Origin of the sequence: Streptomyces sp. NBC_01460, assembly GCF_036227405.1 — a bacterium.
Taxonomy (GTDB): Bacteria; Actinomycetota; Actinomycetes; order Streptomycetales; family Streptomycetaceae; genus Streptomyces.
Genome location: NZ_CP109473.1, coordinates 8,333,940 through 8,357,618, shown reverse-complemented (window position 1 = coordinate 8,357,618; position 23,679 = coordinate 8,333,940). Strand labels below are relative to the sequence as shown.

Here is a 23,679-nt window from a genome sequence, read left to right as displayed (position 1 = left end):
CCGTCCTCCATTGGTGAGTCTGGGTCACCGATCGTAGAGGGATGGGAGCTTGTTCAGCCCGTCGGACCGTTCGAGAGTGGATCCCGCCCACGCACCCTTTCGTCTCCGCCGCTCCGGTGGGGGCGCCCGCCACGATGGGACGATCACCATGACCGACGTCTTCCGCCCCACCCGACTCGGCACGCTGCGCCTGCCGAACCGCTTGGTGATGGCCCCGATGACCCGCAACCGCGCCGCCGACGACGGTGTCCCGACCTCGATCATGGCCACCTACTACGCGCAGCGCGCCTCCGCGGGACTGATCATCGCCGAAGCCTCGACGCCGAACGCCGTGGGGCAGACGTACCCGAACATCACCGCGATCCACAACGAGGCGCACGTGGCCGGCTGGCGTCGCGTCACCGAGGCGGTGAGCGCCGCGGGTGGCCGGATGTTCCTGCAACTGCAGCACGGCGGCCGGATCGGCCACCCCGACAACAGCGGGGGATTGTGGCCGGTCGCGCCGTCACCGGTCGCGCTCCCCGACACGATCTTCACGCCTGGCGGTCATCGATCCGCCGTCGTCCCGCGCGAGATGGCCCTCGACGACATACGCTCCACCGTGACCGACTTCGCCGCCGCCGCCCGCAGAGCGGTCGCCGCCGGCTTTGCCGGGGTGGAGGTGCACGGTGGCAACGGCTATCTGCTGCACCAGTTCCTGGCGTCCGGAACCAACCACCGCTCCGACGCCTACGGCGCCTCGGTGGCCGGCCGCATCAGGTTCGTGCTGGAGGTGGTCCACGCCGTCGGCGAGGCGATCGGCCCCGAACGGGTCGGCCTGCGTATCGCCCCCGGCGTCACGGCCAACGGCATGCACGAGGACGACATCGAGAGCGCCTACCCGGCTCTTGTCGACGCGCTCTCCGACACCGGCCTCGCCTACCTGCACGTCGTCTTCGCCGACCCGGACCAGCCCCTCTTCCAGCACATCCGCAAGCGCTGGGCGGGCACTCTGATAGCCAATCCGGCGCTGCCGTGGCCGGGACCGCTCCCCCTCGACGGCGGCAGGCACGAGGCCGAGCGTCTCCTGGCCGCGGGTGCCGATCTGGTCTCCCTCGGCCGTGCCTTCCTGGCCAACCCCGACCTGGTCGAACGGCTGCGCCTGGGCGCACCGCTCAATCCTGTCCGGGACGAGGGGCTGATGTACGTGGGCGGAGAGGCCGGGTACACCGACTACCCCGTGCTGGATGAGACCCACCATCGGACCGGAGAACCCGCGCGGGCCACCTCCTGACCATCCCGAGCCGGGCGGCAGCCCGTTGGCCGCCGCCCGGCCGGCCTTCCCACCACCGGCCGACACCCCGTCACGCCGCCGTCGGGCAGCGGTTGCATCACTTGGGGCACGCTCCAGGCCGGGGAACGCTGTCGCACGGGCCGGACGCCGGCTCACCGGCTCACCGGTCGGAAGGAAGGCTGTCCATGAACGAACTGACGGAGAAGACGGCGCGTCCGGGGCCCGCCGGACCGTATCCGGGCGGTGAGGACAGGCCGTACTCCTCCATGGCCGAGCGATAGGCGTCGAGCAGCCTGATGTGGTACTCCAGCGGTGCCCCGTCGGGGTTGGTCTTCCCCAGGGGCGTCGTGGGCTCGGGGCACCAGGTGGTGAAGCGCGGGGTGATGCCGTGCGACATGAAGAAGCGCAGGCCTTCGGTGGTCGAAGCGATGGCCTCGTCCACGGTCGTGAAGCCGAAGGGCTCGGCCATCTCCACACCGGCGACGAAGTTGGGGATCACGTTGCGGGCGCCGAACACCTCTGCGGAGTCCAGGATGCGACGGTGCCATTCGTCGCGGCCCACATAACGCTCCTTGCCCGGGCAGTACAGCTCGAACAGGCGGCGGTCCCATACCTCGTAGTTGGGGTGGTAGATCTGGACCCCGTAGTCGCGGAAGCGCTGGACGTCGGCCTTCGGGAGGGCCTGGGCGACGACCTTGCCCGTCCAGCGGCCGGGGAAGCGTTCCTCGATGGCCTTGGCGTACTGCCCGTAGAAATCGGCCTCGTCCCGCCCTTGGAGGTGGGAGGTGATCGCTCCACCGGTGAGCGTGTACGCGGTGGTCGTCCTCGCCGTGTCGTGGCGGTCGATGATCTCGAGGGCCTCCAGGACCTCCTCGACGTCCTTCACGCCCGTGTACGGGCGGCCCGCCGCCTTGTGCTGGCGCCAGTTGTGGTTGATGTCGCAGTACTGGCACTCCTCCTTGGCGCCGAAGTACTGGCAGACACGGAAGACCGTGAGGTAGATCAGATAACCCCATTGGATGGTGGGCGCCACCTCCATGACGGACTTTCCGTTGGAGAGTTTCTGACGGTAGTAGTCCGGCATCGGGGGCAGGCCCACATCGGAGATGCGGATGCCGTCGAGGTAGAGCCCGAGTGCGCCGTCCGGCCCGGCCGCCACGCGGTACGGCGAGGCCGGATTGACACGGACCGACACCACCGTACGGCGGAGGTCGTAGGGGCCGCCGGTGAGCACGATCTCCTCGGGCGGGCGGCGCAGGGCGGCGGCGCCCAGTTCGGGCAGGGTGCCGTGGTCGAAGGAGAAGATGAAGTACGACTTGGGCTTGATGTCCCCGTGCTCGTTGTCGCTGAGGGCGGAGTCGTCGAACCCCATACCCCCGCGCAGCAGGTCCTCCTTGAGGACGGCCTCTCTCGGCACGTGGGGGAACTGCTCCATGAGCCGCTCGACCAGGCGCGTCCGCTCGCCGGTGGCGGGGGCACGGGTGAGGCCGGGTTCGCTGGGGCTTGGCATGTGCGGGCTCCTCGGGTCCGGTGTTCTGGACGCTGTTGCGTGTACGCCACACTGTCCAACGAACCAGACCCGCCAACCGTTCGCACATGATCCGTCCGGTTTCCGCGCGATGCCCCGGCCGGCCGAGGACGAGGAGTACGTCTCATGCCCCGCACCATGTCCGTATCGGACACGATCCTGATCCGGGCGGCACCGTCCGCCGTGTACGAGCAGGTGAGCGATCCCACCGCGATGGGGCGCTGGAGCCCGGAGAACCGGGGAGCGACGGTGCTCGGGGAGAACCGCCGCGCCCATGTCGGCATGGTCTTCGAGGGCCGTAACAAGCGCGGCTCCTTCCGCTGGACGACGAGGTGCACGGTGACGGCCGCCGACGCGGGTCAACGGTTCGCCTTTCGCGTGCACGCGATCGGGGTGCGCCGCCCACGGCTTCCGGGCGCCATCGCGCTGTGGGAGTACCGCTTCGAGGCGGTGGACGGCTGCACCCGCGTCACGGAGACGTGGACGGACAACCGGCGGGCATGGCCCGACTTTCTCGCCAACGCCTTCGACCGTGTGGCGACGCGCGGGCACACGTTCGCCGAATTCCAGCGCGGAAACATCCGTACGACGTTGGAGCGTCTCAAGGCAGCGCTGGAGCAGGACGGCTCGGTGGAGAACGACCCTGCGGCGGACGGCCCACGAAATGGGTGAGGCCTGGGTCCGGCTGGAGTTGGACGTGCGGACGTTCGACGCCGTGAGATGGGCGCCGTACGCCGACCGGTGCCGAGCCTCGGGGATCCGGCTGACCACGTTCGCCGACCTGGGCGACGTTCCGGCCCACCGCCGCCGGCTGTACGAGCTCAACAAGGAGTGTGCTGCCGACATCCCCGGCCGGGGACCGTTCTACTCGTACGACGCGTACGTGCGCGAACGCGTCGACGTGCCGTCCTTCGACCCGCGCGGGGTGGTCCTGGCGCTGGTCGGTGACACGTGGGTGGGGATGGCCGCCACCTCCGACCGTCGCGCTCGGGGATGCGTGTTCAACGAGATGACCGGGGTACGGCGTGGCCATCGGGGCGCGGGGGTGGCCGTCGCCATGAAGGTGTACGGCATGGGCTTCGCCGGGCTGTGCGGGGTGCACCTCGTCCGCACCGTCCACCATGCCGCGAACGCGCCGGTCATCGCCCTGAACCGCATGCTCGGCTACACGGACGCCGCGTGGGACGAATCCGCCCTCTGATGCCCGGCGTTCAGGCCGGGCGGGAAGCATCCACCGTCCGGCGCGAGGGCCGGGTCAGGGGCTCCGGCAGCCGCGTGGCGGCGTTGACCTTCGCCGCGTTTCAGCTGGGCCCGGTCCGGAGAAGCCTTCCGGGCGCAGGCGACCGTGCATGCCGCAACGGAAGTCGTCCGCCGGGCAGCGGGCAGGGCGGCCTCGCCGGTGGGCGGAGTTGTTCTGTCAGTGGGCGGGCGCACACTTGGCTGGAGTGGGCACCGGCGGAGGAGGCGGTAGATGAGTGCGTCGCAGGACAAGGGGTTCGAGCCGGCTACCGGTGACGGTCCCGCGCCCCCCGATGCCGCGGGTGTGCGTGCCGCGGACGTGCGGACCGCCTTCGAAGGGATGGTGCAGATCAGGCGGGTGACGCGCCCGGACCACCCGGATCCCGAGAGCGTGCCGGCCTCCTGGGAGCTGCGACGGCCCTTGCGGGCGGTGGCATTGGCCCTCGAGGCTGCCGGAACAGCAGCGTCCGCGATCGGCCCCTCCGGGGAGCGGACTGCCACGGGCTATCGCGTGTGCGAAGGAACGGCTCCGGGATCGGTGCGGGTCGAGTGGGCCGGCCCGCCGGGCAGCGGAGCGGCCCACAGCGAGGAGGAGGCACTCGCCGGGTGTGCCACGGTACTTCGGCGGCTGGGCTGGACTGCGCTGCTCTACCGCGGGCCGCGCCGTCGGCGCTTCCTCGAGGTCGAAGGGCCGCCGGGTCCCCCGTCCTGAGCACCTCTCTCCGACGGCCCGGAAGGCGTTGAAGCCCTCATAGATCGTCAAGTCGGGCAGCGAGGTCCATAGGATGCGCTCGTGGCTCGGTTCGGTGAGGTCAAGGCGACGTTCTGGGGCGAGGGCCTGTACGGAGTTCAGCCACCGCTGTCCGACGCGGTCGTTCAGGATGCCGAGCGCCGGCTCGGTGTCCGTCTGCCGGCCTCGTTGCTGGAGCTCTTGAGGGTCCGGAACGGGGGGCCGGTGGCGGAGAAGTGGAACGCGTTCCCGACCGATGTGCCGACGTCGTGGAGCGAGAACCACGTGCCGCTCGACGACATGATGGGCATCGGCCGTCACGACGGCCGGCTGTCGTTGCTGGACTCGGGTTACCTGGTCGAGGAATGGGGTCTCCCTTCACCTCTCGTTCTGCTCTCCGGTGATGGCCACTGCTGGATCGCCCTCGACTACCGGACATGCAAAGAGCAGGGGGAGCCGTCCGTGACGTGGTTCGACGTGGAAACCGACACGGAGCTCCCGCTGGCAACGGACTTCCAGACGCTCGTCGAGCGGCTGGCCGCGGCCGCGTCGCTCGATGACGCGGACGGCAGCCGGTCGGCATCATGATCCGGCTCCGCCCGCGCCCGCCGTGTTCAGGATGCCTGTGCTCCTGAGGTGCCTGTAGACCTCGCGGGCGACGAACCTCCTGAGGCACCGCATGATGTCCTTGGCGGACATGCCCTTGGTGGTGCGTCTTGCGACGTGGTCCCGGGTCCGTTGGTCGTGCCGCATGCGGACCAGGACGATGGTGTAGAGGGCAGTGTCGGCGTTGAGGTCCCCGCCGCGGTTGACGCGGTGAGGGTTGGTGCGGTGAGGGTTGGTGCGGTGAGGGTTGGTGCGGTGAGGGTTGGTGCGGTGAGGGTTGGTGCGGCCCGACGAGGCCGGGACCGGGGCCGCGGCACACAGGCGGGCGAAGGACGCTTCGGATCTGAGCCGGTCGGGGTTGTCTCCTGCGGTGATCAGCGGCTGCCAGCCGTCTCGGTCCCCACTCCGGGCAGGGCGACGCGACTGGGTGCCACCCATGTCACCAGGGGAGCGAGGTCCGCGTCGGCCTCTTCAATCTCCTGCTGAAGGGTCTGGTAGCGCCGGGCCAGGCGGCGAAGTGACGTCTTGGCCGCGCAGGACGGGTCCGCGAGATCACCGGTCGGCCGGGTCCGCGCGAGGGTGTCGATCAGCAGGCCGGTGGGCAGTCCACGCAGCTTGTCCAGCAGGGCGGCGGAGGGAGCGGTGACCATCAGAGCGCGGATCTGGTTGATCGTCTGCGCCCTTGCCGTGACCGCGCTCCTGCGGACCCCGCGCAGAGCAGGGATCGCTTCCACGACCCCATCACGGCTCTTCCGAGTTCCGCTCGCCCGGCCGGACAGGACCGCGGTGGCCGCGGCGTAGGCCTCAGTCGGATCGGACTTGCCGTGAGCCCGCCGGGCCTTGCGGTCCGGTCGGTCGACCTCGACGACCGTGATACCGCTGGCCGTGAGGAACCGGGCGAGTTCGGCACCGTAGGCGCCGGTGCTCTCCATCCCGACCGCGATGACCTCGCCCTGGGCACGTAGCCAGGCCAACAGTGGTTCGTAGCCGCTTGGGTTCGTGTCGAACGGCTGCGTGTCCCGGTGACGGCCGACCGAGTCGATCACTGCGGCCTGGTGGACGTCGGTGTGGGTGTAGATTCCACCGATCACCGCCATCTCGGGTGCTGTCATGCTCGGATCTGCCGTCCTTCCGAGGGAGTACCGGTCAGCGTGTGCTGCCCGGGCTGACGGACAAGCTCCTATGAGGTCACGGACGCCCGCGAGCACACGCGGCAGGCATTCCCCGAAGGCCGACGAGTCGACGGGCGGGCAGCCGAAGCGCCGGTCAGACCCGGCGTCAGGCCCCCGAGCGATGTTGCCTACACCCTCACTGTCAGACCCATGAGGGATGCTTGACGGTCCGACACCTCTGACCGGGAGATGCTGAGATGCTCCAAGCCGAAATCGCCGCGGCCCAGGCGTACATCCGTCTACTGGCAGCCACACGCGCCGCGCTCGCCGACCAGGATGACACCCCGTTGTACATGCCGCTGCTCGCCTCTCCGATCGAGGAGGCCGACGAGGCGTTGCGGAGTGCGGGACTCGCGGGAAACGAGGACAGGTTCTTCGCGCTCGTGCGGCAGCTCCAGCCGAGCCTGACGGGCTCCGGTCGCTGACGGCTTCCGGTCGCGGTGGACGCCAACGGCCGGTGAAGAGGCCGCCGAGCGCAGGCGGGCACTCGCCCGTGGTGTCCACCGCGGCAGACCGTCACCTACCGGCCGCCGTACAGCTCCTCGCCGGCTCCCTCGCGCGGTCCGTCGTGGGTGACGGTCAGTCGGCAGGAGTCGCCGACGGGTTCGATCTCCCAGGTGACCCGGGTCGGTCCCTCACTCCTCACCTCGTCGTTCCAGAGCGCGACCATGCTCTGGACGAGCCTGCGCGGCGGGCCCACGTCCAGGTTCTGCCCCTCGCCGAGCGGGCCGGGAGCGCCGGGAGCGCTCATCTCGAAGCGTGAGCCCTGGCTCCAGTCCGAGGACGCGGGCGCAGAAGTTGTACGTGCTTCGGATCCCGGGATCGGTGATCGCCTCCCCGAGGCGCTCCGGAGTGGTACGGATGTAGATCTCGAAGACCTTCTCCCATGGGATTCTCCGGTCGGCTCTTGAGGTCGCCGAGCCCGGCTGCCCAGGGCTCCGCGTCCTTGCTCACCCATCGGTCGTGGACGAGCCGGATGGGCACCAGGCAGAAAGTGGAGCTTCTCCCACCCCCGCCGCCGCGTGACGGCCAGGCCTGCCGCCTCCAGCAGCTTGAGGCGCTTCATCACGGCGAACCGAGTGATCTCGAAGCGGGCCTCCGGCGCACCCGGTGTCCGCCCGTCCTCGAACGGAACGCCCCGGTCGACGGGCACCCCCCGGCAGACTGGATGAATTGATTCAAACTCTCAGAAGATTGACTGACTCCTTGACTAGCAGCAGTGCCAAAACCTAGCGTACGGTCCGGATGAAACGATTCACATCCCCGATCCTGACTGGTCGCCGGATGACTCTGCTTACGAGGTGTTCATGTCTGATGTGTCGGCCGTCAAGGCAGCTCTGAAGTCTCAGGTCATCGAGACGCCCTCCTGGGGATACGGCAACTCCGGGACCCGTTTCAAGGTCTTCACCCAGCCCGGTGTCCCGCGCGACCCCTTCGAGAAGCTGGCGGACGCGGCTCAGGTGCACGCGTACACCGGGGTTGCCCCGAAGGTGTCCCTGCACATTCCCTGGGACCGGGTGGAGGACTACGCGGCGCTGACCCGGTACGCCGGGGAGCTCGGGCTGCGGATCGGCGCGATCAACTCCAACGTCTTCCAGGACGACGACTTCAAGCTGGGCTCGGTCACCCACCCGGACCCGAAGGTCCGCCGCAAGGCGACCGACCATCTGCTCGAGTGTGTCGACATCATGGACGCCACCGGCTCGCCGGATCTCAAGCTGTGGTTCTCGGACGGCACCAACTACCCCGGCCAGGACGACATCGCGGGCCGCCAGGACCGTCTGGCCGAGGCGCTCGCCGAGGTCTACGAGCGCCTCGGCGACGACCAGCGGATGCTGCTGGAGTACAAGCTCTTCGAGCCCGCCTTCTACACCACCGACGTCCCGGACTGGGGCACCTCGTACGCCCACTGCCTCAAGCTCGGCCCGAAGGCCCAGGTCGTCGTCGACACCGGACACCACGCGCCGGGAACCAACATCGAGTTCATCGTGGCGTTCCTGCTGCGCGAGGGGAAGCTCGGCGCGTTCGACTTCAACTCCCGCTTCTACGCGGACGACGACCTGATGGCGGGCGCGGCCGACCCGTTCCAGCTGTTCCGGATCATGCACGAGGTGGTCAAGAACGGCGGTATGAAGCCCGAGACCAACGTGAACTTCATGCTCGACCAGTGCCACAACATCGAGGCGAAGATCCCGGCTGTCATCCGCTCGGTCACCAACGTCCAGGAGGCGACCGCGAAGGCGTTGCTCATCGACACCGAGGCGCTGGCCGAGGCTCAGCGTTCCGGTGATGTCCTCGCCTCCAACGGAGTGCTGATGGACGCGTTCAACACGGACGTGAGGCCGCTGCTCGCGGAGGTCCGCGAGGAGCTGGGCCTGGGGCGCGACCCGTTCGCGGCCTACCTCGCCTCCGGCAACCAGGAGCGTATCGCCGCCGACCGCGTCGGTGGGGAGCAGGCGGGCTGGGGCGCCTGAGCGCCGCTCCCCCGACTCCGCGCCCGCAGCCTCACTCCGCCCGACACCTCTTCCCGAAGGAACCCTCATGACGTCCGCGACGCACGCCGAAGTCGCCGCGCTCCTGGAGCGCGCCCACCGGATCGGCTCCGACCCCCGCAACACCAACTACGCCGGTGGCAACGCCTCGGCCAAGGCGACGGAGACCGATCCGGTCACCGGTGGCGAGGCCGAACTGCTCTGGGTGAAGGGCTCGGGCGGCGACCTCGGCACGCTGACCGAGGCGGGTCTCGCCGTGCTCCGGCTGGACCGCGTGCGCGCGCTCAAGGACGTGTACCCGGGGGTGGAGCGCGAGGACGAGATGGTCCCTGCGTTCGACTACTGCCTGCACGGCAAGGGAGGCGCGGCTCCCTCGATCGACACCGCGATGCACGCACTGGTCGAGGCCGCGCACGTCGACCACCTGCACCCGGACTCCGGAATCGCGCTGGCCTGCGCGGCCGACGGCGAGAAGCTGACCGCCGAGTGCTTCGGCGACAAGGTGGCCTGGGTGGGATGGCGTCGGCCCGGCTTCCAGCTCGGGCTCGACATCGCGGCCGTCAAGGAGGCGAACCCGCAGGCCGTCGGCGTGGTCCTGGGCGGTCACGGCATCACGGCCTGGGGCGACACCTCCGAGGAGTGTGAGCGCAACGCCCTCTGGATGATCCGCACCGCCGAGACGTTCCTCGTGGAGCACGGCCGGAAGGAGCCCTTCGGGCCGGTGCTCCCCGGCCGGGAGGCCCTGGAGGAGGGGGCGCGCCGGGAGCGGGCCGCCGCGCTCGCCCCGGTGATCCGCGGGCTGGCGTCCACGGACCGGCCCCAGGTGGGGCACTTCACCGACGCGGCGCCCGTGCTGGACTTCCTGTCGCGTGCCGAGCACCCCCGTCTCGCCGCACTCGGCACGTCCTGCCCCGACCACTTCCTGCGCACGAAGGTCAGCCCGCTGGTCCTCGACCTGCCGGCCGACGTGCCGCTGGAGGAGGCGGTGGCCCGGCTCCAGGTGCTCCACGAGGAGTACAGGGAGGCGTACCGCGCGTACTACGAGCGCCACGCGGTCCCCGGCTCGCCGGCGATGCGCGGGGCGGATCCGGCGATCGTGCTGGTCCCCGGTGTGGGCATGTTCTCGTTCGGCAAGGACAAGCAGACCGCCCGGGTCGCCGGGGAGTTCTATCTCAACGCCGTCAACGTGATGCGCGGCGCCGAAGCGGTCTCCACGTACGCGCCGATCGAGGAGTCCGAGAAGTTCCGCATCGAGTACTGGGAGCTGGAGGAGGCGAAGCTCCGCAGGATGCCGAAGGCGAAGGCGCTGGCCACGCGGGTCGCGCTCGTCACCGGCGCCGGATCGGGCATCGGAAAGGCCATCGCGCACCGGCTCGTGGCGGAGGGCGCCTGTGTCGTCGTCGCCGATCTGAACGCCGAGAACGCCGCGGCTGTCGCCGAGGATCTCGGCGGGCCGGACAAGGCCGTGGCAGTGACCGTGGACGTCACGTCCGAGGAGCAGATCACCGAGGCGTTCAAGGCCGCCGCGCTCGCCTTCGGCGGTGTCGACCTGGTCGTGAACAACGCGGGGATCTCCATCTCCAAGCCGCTGCTCGAGACCACGGCCCGGGACTGGGACCTGCAGCACGACATCATGGCGCGGGGTTCGTTCCTGGTGTCCCGTGAGGCTGCGCGGGTGATGCGGGCCCAGAACCTCGGCGGCGACATCGTCTACATCGCCTCCAAGAACGCCGTGTTCGCGGGCCCGAACAACATCGCGTACTCGGCGACCAAGGCCGACCAGGCGCACCAGGTGCGCCTGCTGGCGGCCGAGCTCGGCGAGCACGGCATCCGGGTCAACGGGGTCAACCCGGACGGCGTGGTGCGCGGCTCGGGAATCTTCGCGGCCGGCTGGGGGGCCCAGCGCGCGGCGACGTACGGCATCGAGGAGGAGAAGCTCGGCGAGTTCTACGCCCAGCGCACCATCCTCAAGCGCGAGGTGCTCCCGGAGCATGTCGCCAACGCCGTCTTCGCGCTGACCGGTGGGGATCTCACCCACACCACGGGCCTCCACATTCCCGTCGACGCCGGTGTGGCGGCGGCGTTCCTGCGCTGACCACGTGCCACCCGCCGCGCCCCGGATCCTTTTACGCACAGGCCCCGGGGCGCGGCTCAGCCCTGATCGGATGAGAACTTCCATGTCTGCGACTTCACGACACGACCCGGTGTTCGCCGCGGTGGACCTGGGCGCCACCAGCGGCCGGGTCATCACCGGCAGGGTCGGGCCCGACGAACTGGTGCTGACCGAGGCCCACCGCTTCGCCAACACGCCGGTCCGGCTCCCCGACGGGCTCCGCTGGGACGTACTCGCCCTCTACCAGGGCATGCTGGACGGTCTGCGCGCGGCGGCGCGCACCGGCCCTGTCGCCTCTGTGGGCATCGACACCTGGGCGGTCGACTACGGGGTCCTGGACTCCGACGGATCGCTCCTCGGCCTGCCGTTCCACTACCGCGACGGGCGCAACACCGAGGCGGCCGAGGAGGTACTCCGCCACTTCGAGCCACAGGAGCTGTATGCCGTCGGCGGACTGCAGCATCTGCCGTTCAACACGGTCTTCCAGCTGGCCGCCCACCGCTCGACCGCTCAGTGGGAGGCGGCCCGGACGCTTCTGCTGATGCCCGATCTGCTGGTGTACTGGCTGACGGGGGCGGTGGGGGCGGAAGCGACGAACGCGTCGACCACCGGACTGTTCGACGCGCGCACGGGCCGCTGGTCCGACGCGTTGATCGAGCGGATGGGGCTGGAGCGTTCGCTCTTCCCCGCCCTGCGCGAACCCGGGGAGCGCGCGGGCATCCTGCTCCCGCATGTGGCCGCGTTCACCGGACTCCCGGCGGACACGCCGGTGACGACCGTCGCCTCGCACGACACCGCCTCGGCCGTGGCCGCGGTGCCGGCCACCGAGCCGGGGTTCGCGTACGTGTCGTGCGGCACCTGGTCGCTGGCCGGGCTCGAACTCGACGCGCCGGTGCTGACCGAGGAGTCGAGGGCCGCCAATTTCACCAATGAGCGCGGGGTGGACGGCACGGTGCGCTACCTCCGCAACATCATGGGGATGTGGCTGCTGGAGGAGTGCCGCCGGACCTGGGAGAGCGACGGTACGCCGACGGGGCTCGCGGATCTCCTCGCGGAAGCGGCGCGGGCCCGGCCGTTCGCCGCCGTGGTCGACCCGGACGATCCGGTGTTCCTGCCACCCGGTGACATGCCGTCGCGGATCGACGCCGCTCTCGCCCGGACGGGACAGGCCGTGCCGGAGGGCGCGGGTGGATATGTGCGGTGCGTCCTGGAGAGTCTGGCGCTGGCCCACCGCAGGACGCTGCGCGAGGCAGCCGCCCTGGCCGGGCGCGAGCTGAGGCGGATCCATCTGGTCGGCGGTGGCTCGCGCAACGAACTGCTGTGCCAGTGGACGGCGGACGCGACCGGTCTTCCGGTCACCGCGGGGCCTGCCGAGGCGACCGCGCTGGGCAACGTGCTGCTCCAGGCGCGGGCCCACGGCCTGGTGGGCGGGCTGACGGAGATGCGCGGGCTCGTCGCACGCACCCAGCAGGTGCGCCACTACTCCCCGCAGGGTGATTCCGGGGCATGGGACCGGGCGGCGGACCGGCTGACAGCACATGTGTGAGCGGGCGCCCGGCCCGCCGGCACGAGAGACGGCGCTCAGGGGTCCTCCCGGACCCGGGCGACGGCATCCGCCGACCGGCCGGGCCCGAGGACGGCGGTCAGACGGAGGCCAGGCCCAGCTCCTGGTCGCCGAGCGGCTCGAAGTGGCGGGCCACCTCGGCGGCGGTGACCCCGCCGGCATCGGCCGGGCTCCAGCGCGGGGTGCGGTCCTTGTCGATGATCCGGGCGCGTACCCCTTCCACCAGGTCGTGCCCGGTGAATACCCGGCAGGAGACGCGGAACTCCTGGTCCAGGACCGCTTCGAGGCTGCCGAGCCCCTTGGCCCGGCGCACCGAGGCCAGGGTGACCTTGAGCGCGGTGGGTGACAGCCCGAGGAGCTCGGTGGCGGTCTCCTTCGCGGCGGCCAGTCCGCTGTCGACCAGCCGGTCGATGATCTCCTCGACGGTGTCGGCGGCGTAGCAGTCGTCGATCCACCCTCGGTGTGCGGCGAGTTCCCCCTCCGGGGCCACGGTCGCGTACCGACGCACGATGTCCCTCACCCCGGCGGGTTCCGCGTTTCGGGAGAGCTCGTCGGTGAGGTCGGCCAGGCGGTGCGACGGGACGACGTGGTCGGCGAGTCCGCACAGAACGGCGTCGGCCGCGCCGACGGCCCGGCCGGTCAGTGCGAGATGCGTGCCGAGCTCGCCCGGTGCCGCGGCCAGCAGGTGGGTGCCCCCGACGTCGGGAACAAAGCCGATGGCGGTCTCGGGCATCGCGACGCGTGAGCGCTCGGTGACGATGCGCACGTCACCGTGGGCGGACACACCCACCCCGCCGCCCATCACGATGCCGTCCATGAGCGCCACGTACGGTTTCGGGAACCTCGCGATCCGGGCGTTGAGACGGTATTCGTCACGCCAGAAGTCCACGGAGGCACGGCGGCCGGCCCGGGCGTCCTCGTAGATCGACCGGATGTCCCCTCCCGCGCAGAGGCCCCGCTCGCCGGCTCCGCCGATCACTACGGCGGCGACCGCGTCGTCGTCGGCCGCCAGGGTGAGCGCTTCCCCGATGCGGCGCACCATGGTGTGCGTGAGGGCGTTCAAGGCCCGGGGACGGTTGAGGGTGATGTGCAGGATGTGACCCTCGGTGTGCAACAGGACGGGTTCGTCGTCGTTCATCGTGTGCGCTCCGGTCAGCCGTGGACGATCTCTGCCTGCCATTCTGCGACGGCCACCGCAGGCTCCTGGCGCCGGGTCCGCAGCGATCCCGCTGTGGCACCAGCGCATCGCGGGCTCGACAATGGGGATCGACGGGCCGCGACGTCCAGCAGCCCCGCCGGACGACCTCCGGAGCAGGCATGACCGACTCTTCACGGCGAGACGACGACCCAGCGTCGTGGCTCCGGCTCGAACGGCGACTCGCCGGTGAGACGGGGACCGCGGAGCGCCTTGCCATGAACCGGACCGGCAGCTTCGAGTGGGACCTGGACGCCAGGACCGTGGACGTCGACGAGGCAGGGCTGATGGTGTTCGGCCTGGACGCTGAAGCCTTGGAGGACTCCCCCTCGGCCGTGATCGACCGCCTGGACGCGGCCGACCGGGCACGCCTGGAAACCACCATCGACGAGGCGATCTCCGACGGGAGCGATTCGTACAGCGTTCACTTCCAGGTGCCCATGGAGGACGGCAGCCGCCAGTGGACCCATGTCCAGGCGCGAATCCTCCGGTCCGAGGACGGACGGGCGCACCGCGTCATCGGTGTGGTGCGGGACGCGACGGCCGAGGTCACCCGTTCGGCCTTCGCGCTGGATCTGGAAAAGCGTCGGCGCCGCCACACCGACATCGTCGAACGCACCACCGCTGCGATGTCACGGGCTGTGACCGTGGACGACGTCACCGCCGCGCTCACCGGTCCGGGCGGCCTCGTCGGGATCGGCGCGGACGGACTGGCCCTCGGTCTGGTGGAGAACTCGGCACTGAGGATCATCGCGCTGAGCGGGGAGTCGGTGGAGGTCCTCGAAGGCCTGGGTTCCGGGCGGCTCGACGCGACGCTTCCGCTCGGCGACACCATCCTCAGCGGACGTCCCCGGTTCATCAGCTCGCTCGATGCCTTGACCAGGCGCTATCCCGTGCTCGCACCGCACATCGGCCAACTCGATTTCCGCTCCGCGGCCTATCTGCCACTGATAGCCCAGGCTCGGTCGCTGGGCGGACTGGCGCTCTTCTACCGGGAACGCACGGCGTTCAGCGCGGACGAGAGGATCCTCTGCCTGGGGCTGGCCGCCATCGTGGCCCAGTCCCTGCAACGGGCGATCCTCTTCGACGAGGAGCGTGAATTCGCCACCGGGCTCCAGTCGGCCATGCTCCCGCGGCGGATCCAGGAGATCGAGGGTGGTGAGATCGCGGTCCGCTACCACGCAGCGTGGAGCGGGCGCGAGGTCGGCGGCGACTGGTACGACGTGATCACCCTCCCCAGGGACCGGATCGGCATCGTGGTGGGCGATGTGCAGGGGCACGACACGCACGCCGCGGCCATCATGGGCCAGCTCCGCATCGCCCTGCGCGCCTACGCCGCCGAGGGGCATCCCCCGGCCACCGTTCTGGCGCGGGCCTCCCGCTTCCTCGCCGAGCTGGACACCGACCGGTTCGCGACGTCGACGTACGCGCAGGTGGACCTCGCGACGGGGGCGGTGCGGGTGGCGCGTGCCGGACACTTCGGACCGCTGATCAGGCACACGGACGGGCGGGTCGGGGTCCCGCAGGTGCGCGGGGGTCTGCCGCTGGGCATCTCCACGGATTTCCGCGACGAGGAGTATCCGGAGACCCGTCTGGACCTTGTGCCCGGCGAGACCCTGGTCCTGTACACGGACGGGCTCGTCGAGGAGCCGGGAGCCGACGTGGACGAGGGTGTCGCGGCCCTGATCCACGAGGTGAGTGACGGACCCGACGGTGCCGAGGCGCTGGCCGACCATCTGTCGGACCGGCTGTGGGAGCGGTGGGGCTCGGGCGACGACGTGGCGCTGCTGGTCCTGCGTCGCAGCCCGGACCTCGGGTCGCCGCGCGCTCCCCGCCTGCACCAGTACATCCACCAGGCGGATCCGCAGGGGCTCTCGGAGGCCCGGTCGATCGTGCGTCAGGCCCTGACGGACTGGGACCTGGCCGGTCTGGCGGACGACGCGGAGCTGGTCACCGGGGAGTTGCTGGTCAATGTGCTGCTGCACACCGAGGGCGGGGCGGTGCTGACGTTGGAGGTGCTGCCGGAGCCCGTTCGGCGCATCAGGCTGTCGGTCCAGGACCGCTCCAGTGTCTGGCCGCGACGCCGCACTCCGGGGGAGACGTCGACCTCGGGGCGCGGTCTGCTGCTTCTCGACGCGGTCGCCGAGAGCTGGGGCATCGAGCCCCGTGGGGAGGGTAAGGCCGTCTGGTGCGAAATCGGCCCCACGGCCTGATCCGGGGGTACGTGCCGGAGGCATACGGCGGGGCGAACGCCACGGGGGCGTACCGCGACGAAGTCGCCGCGGTACGCCCCCGCCCGGCCGGCCGGTGTTCGGTCACCCGTCCGCCGGAGAGTCCGGACGCGTCAGTGCTGCGTGCTGCGGCGCTTGCGAACGGACCACAGGATGCCACCGCCGGCGAGGAGAACCGCGAGAGCGGCCCCACCGATGACGGGCGTGGCGGACGACGAACCGGTCTCCGCCAGGTCCGGCGCGCTGCTGCTCGGCTCGGCCGGAGCGGGCGCGGCCTCCGTGGCGGTCTCGCTCGGCGTCTCGCTCGGCTCGGGGGCCGAGGTCGGCGGCTCGGTGCTCGGAGCCTCCGAAGGCGTCTCCTCGGTCGGGGTGGGCGACGGGGTGTCGTCCTCGCAGACCGGAGCCGTCTTCGTGTCCTTGAAGGAGTACTTGTCGTCGTCCCCGGCCTTGACGACGAGGCGGACGGTCAGCTCCTTGTCGTGCTTCGGGAGCTGGAGCGGCTCCTTCGTGCTGAATTCCCGGCCGAACTGGGTCGTCGGAAGCAGCTCGGCGCCGCCCTCGACGGAGACCGTCACCTCGTTGGTGGCGTTACCCGAGTAGGCCGTCAGGTTGAGCGTCACTTCGGAGCAGGTCACGGCCCAGGTGGGGGTGTGAGCTGCGGCCGGACCGGCGGAGATGACCCCGCCCGCCAGGCCGACGATCGCGGCGGCCGCGAATGCTCCCGCGCCACGCCACGATCTCCTGGGTATGGTCATGGATTCTTCCTCCATATGAGTTCACCGCTGGAAGGGCGGTGGGGCGCACAGTACTGCCCCCTGCCCCAGGGGGCGCACTCGCCCCACGCCTCAGCGATGCGCCAACCATGCCCAGATCGCCTCTACTTGTGACATGCCGGACACATCAGGATGGCCGGAAGCCACTGTCCTCACCGACGCTCCGGGCGGCTGTGAGGTGTCTTCAGAGAGGCTTGTGCATGATGTGCAGGCCTACATAGCCCTCGGTGGGATGGTTGAACCCCTCGGGCAGGGTCCCGATGACTTCGAAGCCGAGGGACTTGTACAGCCGCACGGCATGGGTGTTCGTCTCCACCACAGCGTTGAACTGCATGGCGCGATACCCCGCCGTACGCGCCCAGTTCACGGTGTACTCGCACAGCGCCCGGCCCACGCCCCTGCCGGAGTGCTCGGGAGCGACCATGTAACTGGCGCTGGCGATGTGCGAGCCGTTGCCCATGTGGTTCTTGTTCATCTTGGCGGTGCCGAGCACCGTCCCGGTGTCGTCGACCGCCACGACCGTGCGGTCCGGCTCCTGGAGGAGCCACCAGCCTGGGGCCACGTCCTCACCGAGCTCCACCGGATAGGTGAAGGTCTCGCCCGCGGCGACGATTTCATGGAAGAAAGGCCAGATGGCGGGCCAGTCCTCAGCGGTGGCTTCTCTGATCAGCATGGCCCCAAGATGCCCCGTGGCACCCCACCACGCAATGCTTTAATGATCTCCGCGCCCGGGCCTGCGCAGTCCGATCCGGGCCAGCAGCCCCCGCCTCGGGCCGGGCCGCGCTCCAGGGCGGACGGCCACGCGGTCCGGCACCCGGACGTTCCTCCCGGAGGCAGACGCCGGTCCGCCCGGCACCGCTCCTCCGGGCTCCGGTCGGAACGCGGGGTCGCATCCGGGCCGCGGGGCGCCGCGGATCTCACGCGCCCGTTCGAGCTCCAGCGTCAGATTCACCCGACGCCAGAGGATTTCATCCGGATCGTCCGCCAGCATCAGCTTCGCCATGGCCTCCCTCCCGGCCATCGACCCCGGCCGGCCGAAGGCGGGATCCGGCTGCACACGGGCCAGATAGGCACGCTCGTAGGGGTCCTCCACCACCTCGGCGAGCTGCACCGGGTCCAGAGCGGATGCCTGCAGGGCGGCGCGTGCCCACGGGTCCGCCGCCCGGCTCAGCGACCGGTCGATCCTGCGCGAACGCCAGTTGCGCGCACGCCGGTCGGTGCCCGCCTCCAGCATGGTCCGCATTCCCACCGGGCTCTTCCCCGCGATCAGGTCGGGTTCCCGCGCGGCGAAGCCGAGGAGCTCGTCGACCAGGTAGAGCCAGACCACTGCGCGATAGCGGTTCAGATAGAACGCGACCGGCGAGACGCAGCCGATGCGGGCCAGGCCCGTGAAGCGCACGGGGCTGACTCCGAGCAGGGCGGCGCCTTCCGCCGTGCCCGCGGTACGCACCTGGTCGCGAAGCGATTCGGGGAATCCCGGCCGGGCGCGCAGCCGGTCGATCTCCTGCCGGCGGATACGCGGCCTCGCCCCTCCCGCGGCGGGCTCCGCTTCGATCAGGCCCAGATGGACGGCCAGGTCGAATTCACCTCGCTTCAACGTCAGTTCCTGAGCCGCGCGACCTGCCGACACACGCTCCGGCTCCGCCGCACCGGCGGTGGGCCTACGGGTGTCCTCCGTGATGGTCATGGCTTCTCTCCCCCGTGAGTCGAATACTCTGTGTGACCACGGTAGCCGGGGGAGGACACGCTCGCGGAGCCTGTGGACAACTCCTGCCGGTCCACGGAAAGAGCAGGTCAGAGGCGGTCGATACTCTCCACACCCTGCCGTGCCGTCACACCGAGGTGTTCACCCACGCGATTGACCAGCAGGGTCATCTCGTAGGCGACCTGGCCCACATCGGCTTCGGCCGCGGTCAGGACACAGAGGCAACTGCCGTCCCCCGCCGCTGTCACGAAGAGCAGCGCCTCATCGAACTCCACCATGGTCTGGCGCGCCCTCCCGGCCCCGAAGTGCCGTCCGGATCCTCGGGCCAGGCTCTGCAGTCCGGACGAGACCGCCGCCAGGTGTTCCGCGTCCTCCCGGGCCAGGCTCGTGCTGGCGCCGGTCACCAGCCCGTCGTTCGAGAGCACCAGCGCGTGCCGGATGTGCTCCACCCGGCCGGTGAGATCGTCAAGAAGCCAGTCGAGTCCCCGGTCCAGCGCCATGTGCTCGTCCTCCCCGTTCATCTGTTCCCCACGTCCGCGCAAGCCTTGCGCACGGCTCCCCTGCGGGCAAGCGCCGCACGGTCCCGGGGGCGTTGCTTCGCGCCACGGCCCGCCCGCCGTCGAGGACGGGGCTCCGGCACGCCCCCGGGCGGGGACGGCCGTGACGTTCTCACCCCGGACCGGACGCCTGACCGACCGATTCGAGCAGCCGCGCCGTATGCATGCGCCCGGCGTATTCGACCATGCGGATGAGGACCTCCTTGCCGGAGGCGCGGTCACGCGCGTCGCACAGGACGACGGGCGTTCCCCCGTCCAGATCCAGTGCCCGCGAGACGTCGTCCTCCGCATAGGTCCGTGCGCCCGTGAAGCAGTTGACGGCGACGACGAACGGGATACGGCGGTGCTCGAAGTAGTCGACGGCCGGGAAGCAGTCCTCGAGGCGCCGTGTGTCGGCGAGGACGACGGCTCCGAGCGCACCCTGCGCGAGTTCGTCCCACAGGAACCAGAACCGGTCCTGCCCCGGGGTGCCGAACAGGTAGAGCGACAGACCCGAGCGGATGGTGATCCTTCCGAAGTCCATGGCGACCGTGGTGGTGGTCTTCTGGTCCACGCCCCCGGTGTCGTCGACGGACTGACCGGCCTCACTGAGGAGTTCCTCGGTCCGCAGCGGCCGGATCTCGCTCACCGCGCCCACGAGGGTCGTCTTGCCGACGCCGAAGCCGCCGGCGACCAGTATCTTCAGGGCGAGCGCTCCGGACTCGCCGGAATCGTCCGCGTCTGTGCTGTCCACATGCTCGGAGGACATCGATCACTTCTCTCGCGAGTGCCGTCAGAGGGCGACAGCATGGCAATCAGAGGCAGTCACCAAGGAGGGTGAACGCAATGTGACTTATGTGTCCGTACGGGTTCGTTCAGTGCCCGGCCGGAGTCGTCATTCTTCGTGAGTAGGCGGTTCGCACGACCGTTCCCGGAGCTCTCAGAGCGCCCGGAGGCCGTCGATCACCTCACGCAGGATGCGTTCGTCAGGCAGTTGTGCGGGCGGGACGGGCCTGCTGACCCGTACGCAGCCGGCCTCCAGCAGGTCGCCGAGGAGCACCCGCACGACGCCGACGGGCAGGTCGGCGTCCGCCGACAGTTCCGCGACCGACTGGATCTCCTCCTGGCAGAGAGCGAGCAACGCCCGGTGCTCGGGGCCGAGCAACGCCTCGCCCTGCCTATCCTCCGCGTCGTCGTCCGCCGCCACGAGGGCGATCAGGTCGAACCGCACGCCGCTGGGACCCGCTTGCGTCCGGCCACCGGTGACCGCGTAGGGGCGGACCAACGGGCCCGCCTCGGCGTCGTACCACTGGCTGCCGGGCGGTACACCGTGTCCGGCGGGGGCGAGACCGTCGCCTGCGGCAGGCACGCCGTATCCGCGGCCGGGCGGCCCTCCGTCGACGCGCCCCGGCGGGGGAACCTCCGGGCGTCCCGGCGACACTCCGCCCTCTTGCATCCGCACGTGCCCGTCCTCAGCCCGTCGCCGGTGGTCCGGCGAGCCTCACCGGGGAGGCGAGGTGTTCGCCGACCCGCTTCACCAGGCGTGCCATCTCGTAGGCAACGAGGCCGATGTCCGCGAGGGCCATGCTCAGCACGGTGAGGCAGGAGCCGTCCCCCGCGGCGGCCACGAACAGGAAGCCGTCGTCCATCTCGACCATCGTCTGACGTACGCCCCCGGCTCCGAAGTGCCGCCCCGCGCCCTTCGCCAGGCTGTTGAAGCCCGATGCCACGGCAGCGAGGTGCTCGGCGTCCTCACGGCTCAGGGCGTGGGACGCGCCGACGGCGAGGCCGTCGTTGCTCAGCACGACGGCATGCCGGATGTCGGCGATCCGTGCGACGAGATCGTCCAGCAGCCAGTCGAGCTCGCCGGAGCCTCGGGAAGCCCTTCCGGGCCTCTCGTTCACGATCATGTCTGGTCTCCTTCGGTGTACCGGCGGAAGAGGGATGCGGGTGCGGAGCGTGCGCTGGGGGTTCTCCCGGGCACCGCCCCGCCGCCGCGGACCCATCCGTCCCGGTAGGCGGTCATGCGGTCGCGTGCCTGCTCGGGGGTACGCCCCACCGCGGGCGCGGACCCGGCGGCGTGGTGCTCGTCCTCCTCCCTGCGCGGCTGCTCGCGCAGTTGCGGTACGAGGCTGGCCTGCCGCACGCGACGGGGGAGCTCTCCGTCCTCCTCCGCGGAAGCCGCCCGCCGGTGGAGGGTCTTCACGGGGGCCGTGCCCGGCCGGGGTCCCGTCCGTCCGCCGGATTCCGTACTCGGTTCGAGGGCCGGTACGGCGACCGGGGCGGGGAACGCGGGGGGACGCGGGTGCGGGCAGGCACCGTGCCCCGGGCCCATGTCGTCCCTGGCCACGGTCGTCGAGCCGGCCGCGGCGTCCGCCGTGCCGACGGGCCGGCCTTCCGGGAGCCCGGCCTGGAGGCACGCGGTCGGCAGCAGGACCACCGCGGTGGTCCCTCCGTAGGCGGAGGTGCGCAACTGCACCTTGACGTGGTGGCGGGCGGAGAGTCTGCTGACGACGAAGAGGCCGAGCCGGTCGCTGTCGAAGAGATCGAGGGTCTCGGACTGCTCGATGCGCCGGTTGGCCTCGTCGAGAAGTTCCTTGCCCATGCCGAGCCCACGGTCCTCGATCTCGAGGGCGTATCCGTTGCCCACGGGCTCTCCGCTGATCCGCACCTTGGTGTGGGGCGGCGAGAACTGCGCGGCGTTCTCGACGAGTTCGGCCAGCAGGTGGGTGAGGTCGGCCACGGCCGCGCCCTTCACACCGGCGTCCGGCAGCGCGCGTACCTCCACGCGCGCGTAGTCCTCGATCTCCGAGACCGCGGCGCGTACGACGTCGGTCAGCGGTACGGGCACCCGCCAGGCGCGTCCGGGGGCGGCGCCGGAGAGGATGATCAGGCTCTCCGCATGCCGCCTCATCCGGGTCGTGAGGTGGTCGAGGCGGAACAGGTCACCGAGTTCGCCCGGGTCGTCGGCACGGCGCTCCATACCGTCGAGGAGGGCGAGCTGGCGGTGGACGAGGACCTGGCTGCGGCGGGCCAGGTTGACGAATACCCCGGAGATGCCGCTGGCGAGTTCGGCGCGCTCGACCGCGGCGTCGAGGGCCGCGCGGTGCACGGTGTCCAGGGCTTCGCCCACCTGACCGATCTCGTCGTGGGACGCACGCCCGGCCGGGGTCTCGGCCCGCACGTCGATCTCCTCGCCCGCGCGCAGCCGCCGCATGGCATGGGGCAGTTTGCGCCACGCGATCTCCAGCGCGGTGTCGCGGAGACCGACGAGTTCGACGACGAGCGCACGGCCGATCCGCACGGAGATCACCAGTGAGGCGGCGACGGCGAGGAATCCGAGGAGGACGGCCGCACCGGCAGGGCTGAGGAGCGCGCGTGCGAAGGGGCCCGCCGGGTCGGCCGCCCGGTCACCGGCACCCGTCTCGATGGCTCGCAGCGCCGTGCGTACCGCCGCCGCGTCCCGCTCCCAGGTGGCGGGCACCGCCTTCGCCGCGCGGCGGCCCGGCGGTGCTGCCAGCACCGCGTCCTCGGCCGCGGTGAGCCGCCGGTAGGCGCCGCGTTCGCCGAGGGCCCTCCAGGCCTCGCGCCCGGCGGCCGGAAGGTCGCCGCCGGACGCTGCGGCCAGCGTCCGGCGGGTCGCCACGGCCCCGGTGAACAGACGGAGCTGTTCCCCTTCGAGCGTGCCGGCCGGTGCGGCCGACGCCAGCAGCGTCTCCTCGCGTGCCAGCATCTCCCCGCTCCGGGCCAGTTCGAGCTGGACGCGGGACTCGGAGCCGGTCTCTGCGTCCTGGGTGCCGGTCAGGGCCCCGGAGACACCGAAGGCCGCGGTGATGGTCTCGGTGTACTCCGTGAACGCGGTGCGGGTCCCGGCGTCCGTGGCCGAGGTCGTGCCGGTCTCTTTCCGGGGCGGGTCCAGGAGCCGGGTGCGCAGGGCGCCCAACTGCTCCGCACGGTCCAGGAAGGCGCCGAGCCGGGCGGCCGCCCCCGCGGGAAGGATGCCCGCGTCGGCGACGGTGTGGTCGTCGTCCAGGCGGAGGGCTTCGAGCGCGGCGTCCGTCCGTGCGGCCCGGTCCTTCAGTGCGGCCACGTGGTCGGCGCCGGGATCCGCCAGTTGGCGGAGCGCCGCCGTGCGTTCGCTCTGGAGGGCGCCCACGGCCGAGGTGACCGGAGCGCGCACCGCTCCGTCCACGCGCTGGACCTCGCGCAGGCGCGCCACGTCCTGGGCCGTGGTGACGGTGGCGAACCCCCAGAGGGCGAGGAGGGAGACGACGGGCACCATCAGCAGCGAGATGATCTTCGCCCGTACCGTCCGGGGGCGCAGGGACCTCCCCCGCCCACCCTGCCCGGGCGGCTGTGCGTCGTGCCCTGGGCCTTCGTCGGCGGGCCGTCCTGCGTGTGCGCGCCTGCCGCGCGGCGGTGTCACCGGCCCGTCGGCGTGTGCACCGGGGTCCGGGGTCGTCGTGCGGGGTCTGCGCATGGCCTCCTCGTTCCGGGTGGGGAGCTCTGTGCCCCGAATGCT

21 protein-coding genes and 1 pseudogene are annotated in these 23,679 nt (G+C 70.9%); 10 read left to right on the top strand and 12 right to left on the bottom strand.

The annotated features are described in order from the left end of the window. The first annotated feature begins 148 nt into the window (after positions 1 to 148). On the top strand, positions 149 to 1,273 hold the full coding sequence (locus OG488_RS37320; protein ID WP_329237744.1) for an alkene reductase: 1,125 nt from the start codon (positions 149 to 151) through the stop codon (positions 1,271 to 1,273). 160 nt (positions 1,274 to 1,433) lie between these two features. On the opposite strand, the gene OG488_RS37315 is transcribed toward OG488_RS37320, so the two are convergent. Continuing rightward, positions 1,434 to 2,783 (bottom strand): radical SAM protein, encoded by a 1,350-nt coding sequence (locus OG488_RS37315; protein ID WP_329237741.1) that lies wholly within the window; start codon positions 2,781 to 2,783, stop codon positions 1,434 to 1,436. A 144-nt stretch (positions 2,784 to 2,927) separates the two neighbouring features. On the opposite strand from OG488_RS37315, the gene OG488_RS37310 reads away from it, so the two are divergent. From OG488_RS37310 to OG488_RS37295, 4 genes are all read left to right on the top strand, one after another. Then, positions 2,928 to 3,473: an SRPBCC family protein gene (locus OG488_RS37310; RefSeq protein ID WP_329237737.1), complete on the top strand. Its 546-nt coding sequence runs from the start codon at positions 2,928 to 2,930 to the stop codon at positions 3,471 to 3,473. Next, positions 3,466 to 4,002: a GNAT family N-acetyltransferase gene (locus OG488_RS37305; protein ID WP_329237734.1), complete on the top strand. Its 537-nt coding sequence runs from the start codon at positions 3,466 to 3,468 to the stop codon at positions 4,000 to 4,002. Before OG488_RS37310 ends, OG488_RS37305 begins: the two co-directional genes overlap by 8 nt. 270 nt (positions 4,003 to 4,272) lie before the next feature. Then, positions 4,273 to 4,752, top strand: a complete 480-nt coding sequence (locus OG488_RS37300; protein ID WP_329237731.1) for a hypothetical protein — start codon at positions 4,273 to 4,275, stop codon at positions 4,750 to 4,752. Between the two features lie 81 nt (positions 4,753 to 4,833). Next, entirely contained in the window at positions 4,834 to 5,358 is a 525-nt protein-coding gene (locus tag OG488_RS37295) for an SMI1/KNR4 family protein (RefSeq protein ID WP_329237728.1), read from the top strand. Here the strand turns inward: OG488_RS37295 and OG488_RS39380 are convergent. Beyond that, a pseudogene (locus tag OG488_RS39380) lies at positions 5,353 to 6,488 on the bottom strand (IS110 family transposase). The gene OG488_RS37295 and the pseudogene OG488_RS39380 sit on opposite strands and share 6 nt — an antisense overlap. A 257-nt stretch (positions 6,489 to 6,745) precedes the next feature. Here OG488_RS39380 and OG488_RS37285 point away from each other — a divergent pair. Beyond that, complete coding sequence (locus OG488_RS37285) at positions 6,746 to 6,973, top strand: hypothetical protein (protein WP_329237723.1); 228 nt, start codon at positions 6,746 to 6,748, stop codon at positions 6,971 to 6,973. A 95-nt stretch (positions 6,974 to 7,068) separates the two neighbouring features. Here the strand turns inward: OG488_RS37285 and OG488_RS37280 are convergent, their stop codons facing one another. After that, positions 7,069 to 7,506 carry an SRPBCC domain-containing protein gene (locus OG488_RS37280; protein WP_329239292.1) on the bottom strand — a complete coding sequence of 146 codons (438 nt, stop codon included), beginning with the start codon at positions 7,504 to 7,506 and terminating at the stop codon, positions 7,069 to 7,071. 349 nt (positions 7,507 to 7,855) lie between these two features. On the opposite strand from OG488_RS37280, the gene rhaI reads away from it, so the two are divergent. The 3 genes from rhaI to OG488_RS37265 all read left to right on the top strand — a co-directional run bounded on the left by rhaI (position 7,856) and on the right by OG488_RS37265 (position 12,699). Beyond that, positions 7,856 to 9,022 carry an L-rhamnose isomerase gene (gene rhaI / locus OG488_RS37275; RefSeq protein ID WP_329237721.1) on the top strand — a complete coding sequence of 389 codons (1,167 nt, stop codon included), beginning with the start codon at positions 7,856 to 7,858 and terminating at the stop codon, positions 9,020 to 9,022. Positions 9,023 to 9,089: 67 nt separating this feature from the next. Further along, a complete protein-coding gene (locus tag OG488_RS37270; RefSeq protein WP_329237719.1) occupies positions 9,090 to 11,135 on the top strand; it encodes a bifunctional aldolase/short-chain dehydrogenase in 2,046 nt (681 codons plus the stop codon). Between the two features lie 82 nt (positions 11,136 to 11,217). Continuing rightward, positions 11,218 to 12,699, top strand: a complete 1,482-nt coding sequence (locus OG488_RS37265; protein ID WP_329237716.1) for a rhamnulokinase — start codon at positions 11,218 to 11,220, stop codon at positions 12,697 to 12,699. Between the two features lie 97 nt (positions 12,700 to 12,796). On the opposite strand, the gene OG488_RS37260 is transcribed toward OG488_RS37265, so the two are convergent. Beyond that, complete coding sequence (locus OG488_RS37260; RefSeq protein WP_329237713.1) at positions 12,797 to 13,855, bottom strand: enoyl-CoA hydratase/isomerase family protein; 1,059 nt, start codon at positions 13,853 to 13,855, stop codon at positions 12,797 to 12,799. 179 nt (positions 13,856 to 14,034) lie between these two features. Between OG488_RS37260 and OG488_RS37255 the strand changes: the two genes are divergently transcribed. After that, positions 14,035 to 16,125, top strand: a complete 2,091-nt coding sequence (locus tag OG488_RS37255) for a SpoIIE family protein phosphatase (RefSeq protein ID WP_329237710.1) — start codon at positions 14,035 to 14,037, stop codon at positions 16,123 to 16,125. A gap of 131 nt (positions 16,126 to 16,256) precedes the next feature. On the opposite strand, the gene OG488_RS37250 is transcribed toward OG488_RS37255, so the two are convergent. The 8 genes from OG488_RS37250 to OG488_RS37215 form a co-directional block, all read right to left on the bottom strand. After that, on the bottom strand, positions 16,257 to 16,898 hold the full coding sequence (locus OG488_RS37250; protein WP_329237707.1) for an LAETG motif-containing sortase-dependent surface protein: 642 nt from the start codon (positions 16,896 to 16,898) through the stop codon (positions 16,257 to 16,259). A gap of 202 nt (positions 16,899 to 17,100) precedes the next feature. Further along, entirely contained in the window at positions 17,101 to 17,589 is a 489-nt protein-coding gene (locus tag OG488_RS37245) for a GNAT family N-acetyltransferase (protein ID WP_329237705.1), read from the bottom strand. Between the two features lie 39 nt (positions 17,590 to 17,628). After that, positions 17,629 to 18,603, bottom strand: coding sequence for a DUF6397 family protein (locus tag OG488_RS37240; protein ID WP_329237702.1), 975 nt, complete (start codon positions 18,601 to 18,603; stop codon positions 17,629 to 17,631). A 107-nt stretch (positions 18,604 to 18,710) separates the two neighbouring features. Then, positions 18,711 to 19,121: a roadblock/LC7 domain-containing protein gene (locus OG488_RS37235; protein ID WP_329239290.1), complete on the bottom strand. Its 411-nt coding sequence runs from the start codon at positions 19,119 to 19,121 to the stop codon at positions 18,711 to 18,713. A gap of 169 nt (positions 19,122 to 19,290) precedes the next feature. Next, positions 19,291 to 19,926 carry a GTP-binding protein gene (locus OG488_RS37230; RefSeq protein WP_329237700.1) on the bottom strand — a complete coding sequence of 212 codons (636 nt, stop codon included), beginning with the start codon at positions 19,924 to 19,926 and terminating at the stop codon, positions 19,291 to 19,293. Positions 19,927 to 20,097: 171 nt separating this feature from the next. After that, positions 20,098 to 20,526: a DUF742 domain-containing protein gene (locus OG488_RS37225; RefSeq protein ID WP_329237698.1), complete on the bottom strand. Its 429-nt coding sequence runs from the start codon at positions 20,524 to 20,526 to the stop codon at positions 20,098 to 20,100. Between the two features lie 103 nt (positions 20,527 to 20,629). After that, entirely contained in the window at positions 20,630 to 21,067 is a 438-nt protein-coding gene (locus OG488_RS37220; protein ID WP_329237695.1) for a roadblock/LC7 domain-containing protein, read from the bottom strand. Then, on the bottom strand, positions 21,064 to 23,637 hold the full coding sequence (locus OG488_RS37215; protein ID WP_329237692.1) for a sensor histidine kinase: 2,574 nt from the start codon (positions 23,635 to 23,637) through the stop codon (positions 21,064 to 21,066). The genes OG488_RS37220 and OG488_RS37215 overlap by 4 nt, the downstream gene beginning before the upstream one ends. Positions 23,638 to 23,679 lie beyond the last annotated feature (42 nt).

Bases quoted from the DNA above. Each gene is read 5' to 3' on its own strand.
- OG488_RS37320 (WP_329237744.1), top strand. From the start codon at position 149: ATGACCGACGTCTTCCGCCCCACCCGACTCGGCACGCTGCGCCTGCCG.
- OG488_RS37315 (WP_329237741.1), bottom strand. From the start codon at position 2,783: ATGCCAAGCCCCAGCGAACCCGGCCTCACCCGTGCCCCCGCCACCGGC.
- OG488_RS37310 (WP_329237737.1), top strand. From the start codon at position 2,928: ATGCCCCGCACCATGTCCGTATCGGACACGATCCTGATCCGGGCGGCA.
- OG488_RS37305 (WP_329237734.1), top strand. From the start codon at position 3,466: ATGGGTGAGGCCTGGGTCCGGCTGGAGTTGGACGTGCGGACGTTCGAC.
- OG488_RS37300 (WP_329237731.1), top strand. From the start codon at position 4,273: ATGAGTGCGTCGCAGGACAAGGGGTTCGAGCCGGCTACCGGTGACGGT.
- OG488_RS37285 (WP_329237723.1), top strand. From the start codon at position 6,746: ATGCTCCAAGCCGAAATCGCCGCGGCCCAGGCGTACATCCGTCTACTG.
- OG488_RS37280 (WP_329239292.1), bottom strand. From the start codon at position 7,506: ATGGGTGAGCAAGGACGCGGAGCCCTGGGCAGCCGGGCTCGGCGACCT.
- rhaI (WP_329237721.1), top strand. From the start codon at position 7,856: ATGTCTGATGTGTCGGCCGTCAAGGCAGCTCTGAAGTCTCAGGTCATC.
- OG488_RS37270 (WP_329237719.1), top strand. From the start codon at position 9,090: ATGACGTCCGCGACGCACGCCGAAGTCGCCGCGCTCCTGGAGCGCGCC.
- OG488_RS37265 (WP_329237716.1), top strand. From the start codon at position 11,218: ATGTCTGCGACTTCACGACACGACCCGGTGTTCGCCGCGGTGGACCTG.
- OG488_RS37260 (WP_329237713.1), bottom strand. From the start codon at position 13,855: ATGAACGACGACGAACCCGTCCTGTTGCACACCGAGGGTCACATCCTG.
- OG488_RS37255 (WP_329237710.1), top strand. From the start codon at position 14,035: ATGACCGACTCTTCACGGCGAGACGACGACCCAGCGTCGTGGCTCCGG.
- OG488_RS37250 (WP_329237707.1), bottom strand. From the start codon at position 16,898: ATGACCATACCCAGGAGATCGTGGCGTGGCGCGGGAGCATTCGCGGCC.
- OG488_RS37245 (WP_329237705.1), bottom strand. From the start codon at position 17,589: ATGCTGATCAGAGAAGCCACCGCTGAGGACTGGCCCGCCATCTGGCCT.
- OG488_RS37240 (WP_329237702.1), bottom strand. From the start codon at position 18,603: ATGACCATCACGGAGGACACCCGTAGGCCCACCGCCGGTGCGGCGGAG.
- OG488_RS37235 (WP_329239290.1), bottom strand. From the start codon at position 19,121: ATGGCGCTGGACCGGGGACTCGACTGGCTTCTTGACGATCTCACCGGC.
- OG488_RS37230 (WP_329237700.1), bottom strand. From the start codon at position 19,926: ATGTCCTCCGAGCATGTGGACAGCACAGACGCGGACGATTCCGGCGAG.
- OG488_RS37220 (WP_329237695.1), bottom strand. From the start codon at position 21,067: ATGATCGTGAACGAGAGGCCCGGAAGGGCTTCCCGAGGCTCCGGCGAG.
- OG488_RS37215 (WP_329237692.1), bottom strand. From the start codon at position 23,637: ATGCGCAGACCCCGCACGACGACCCCGGACCCCGGTGCACACGCCGAC.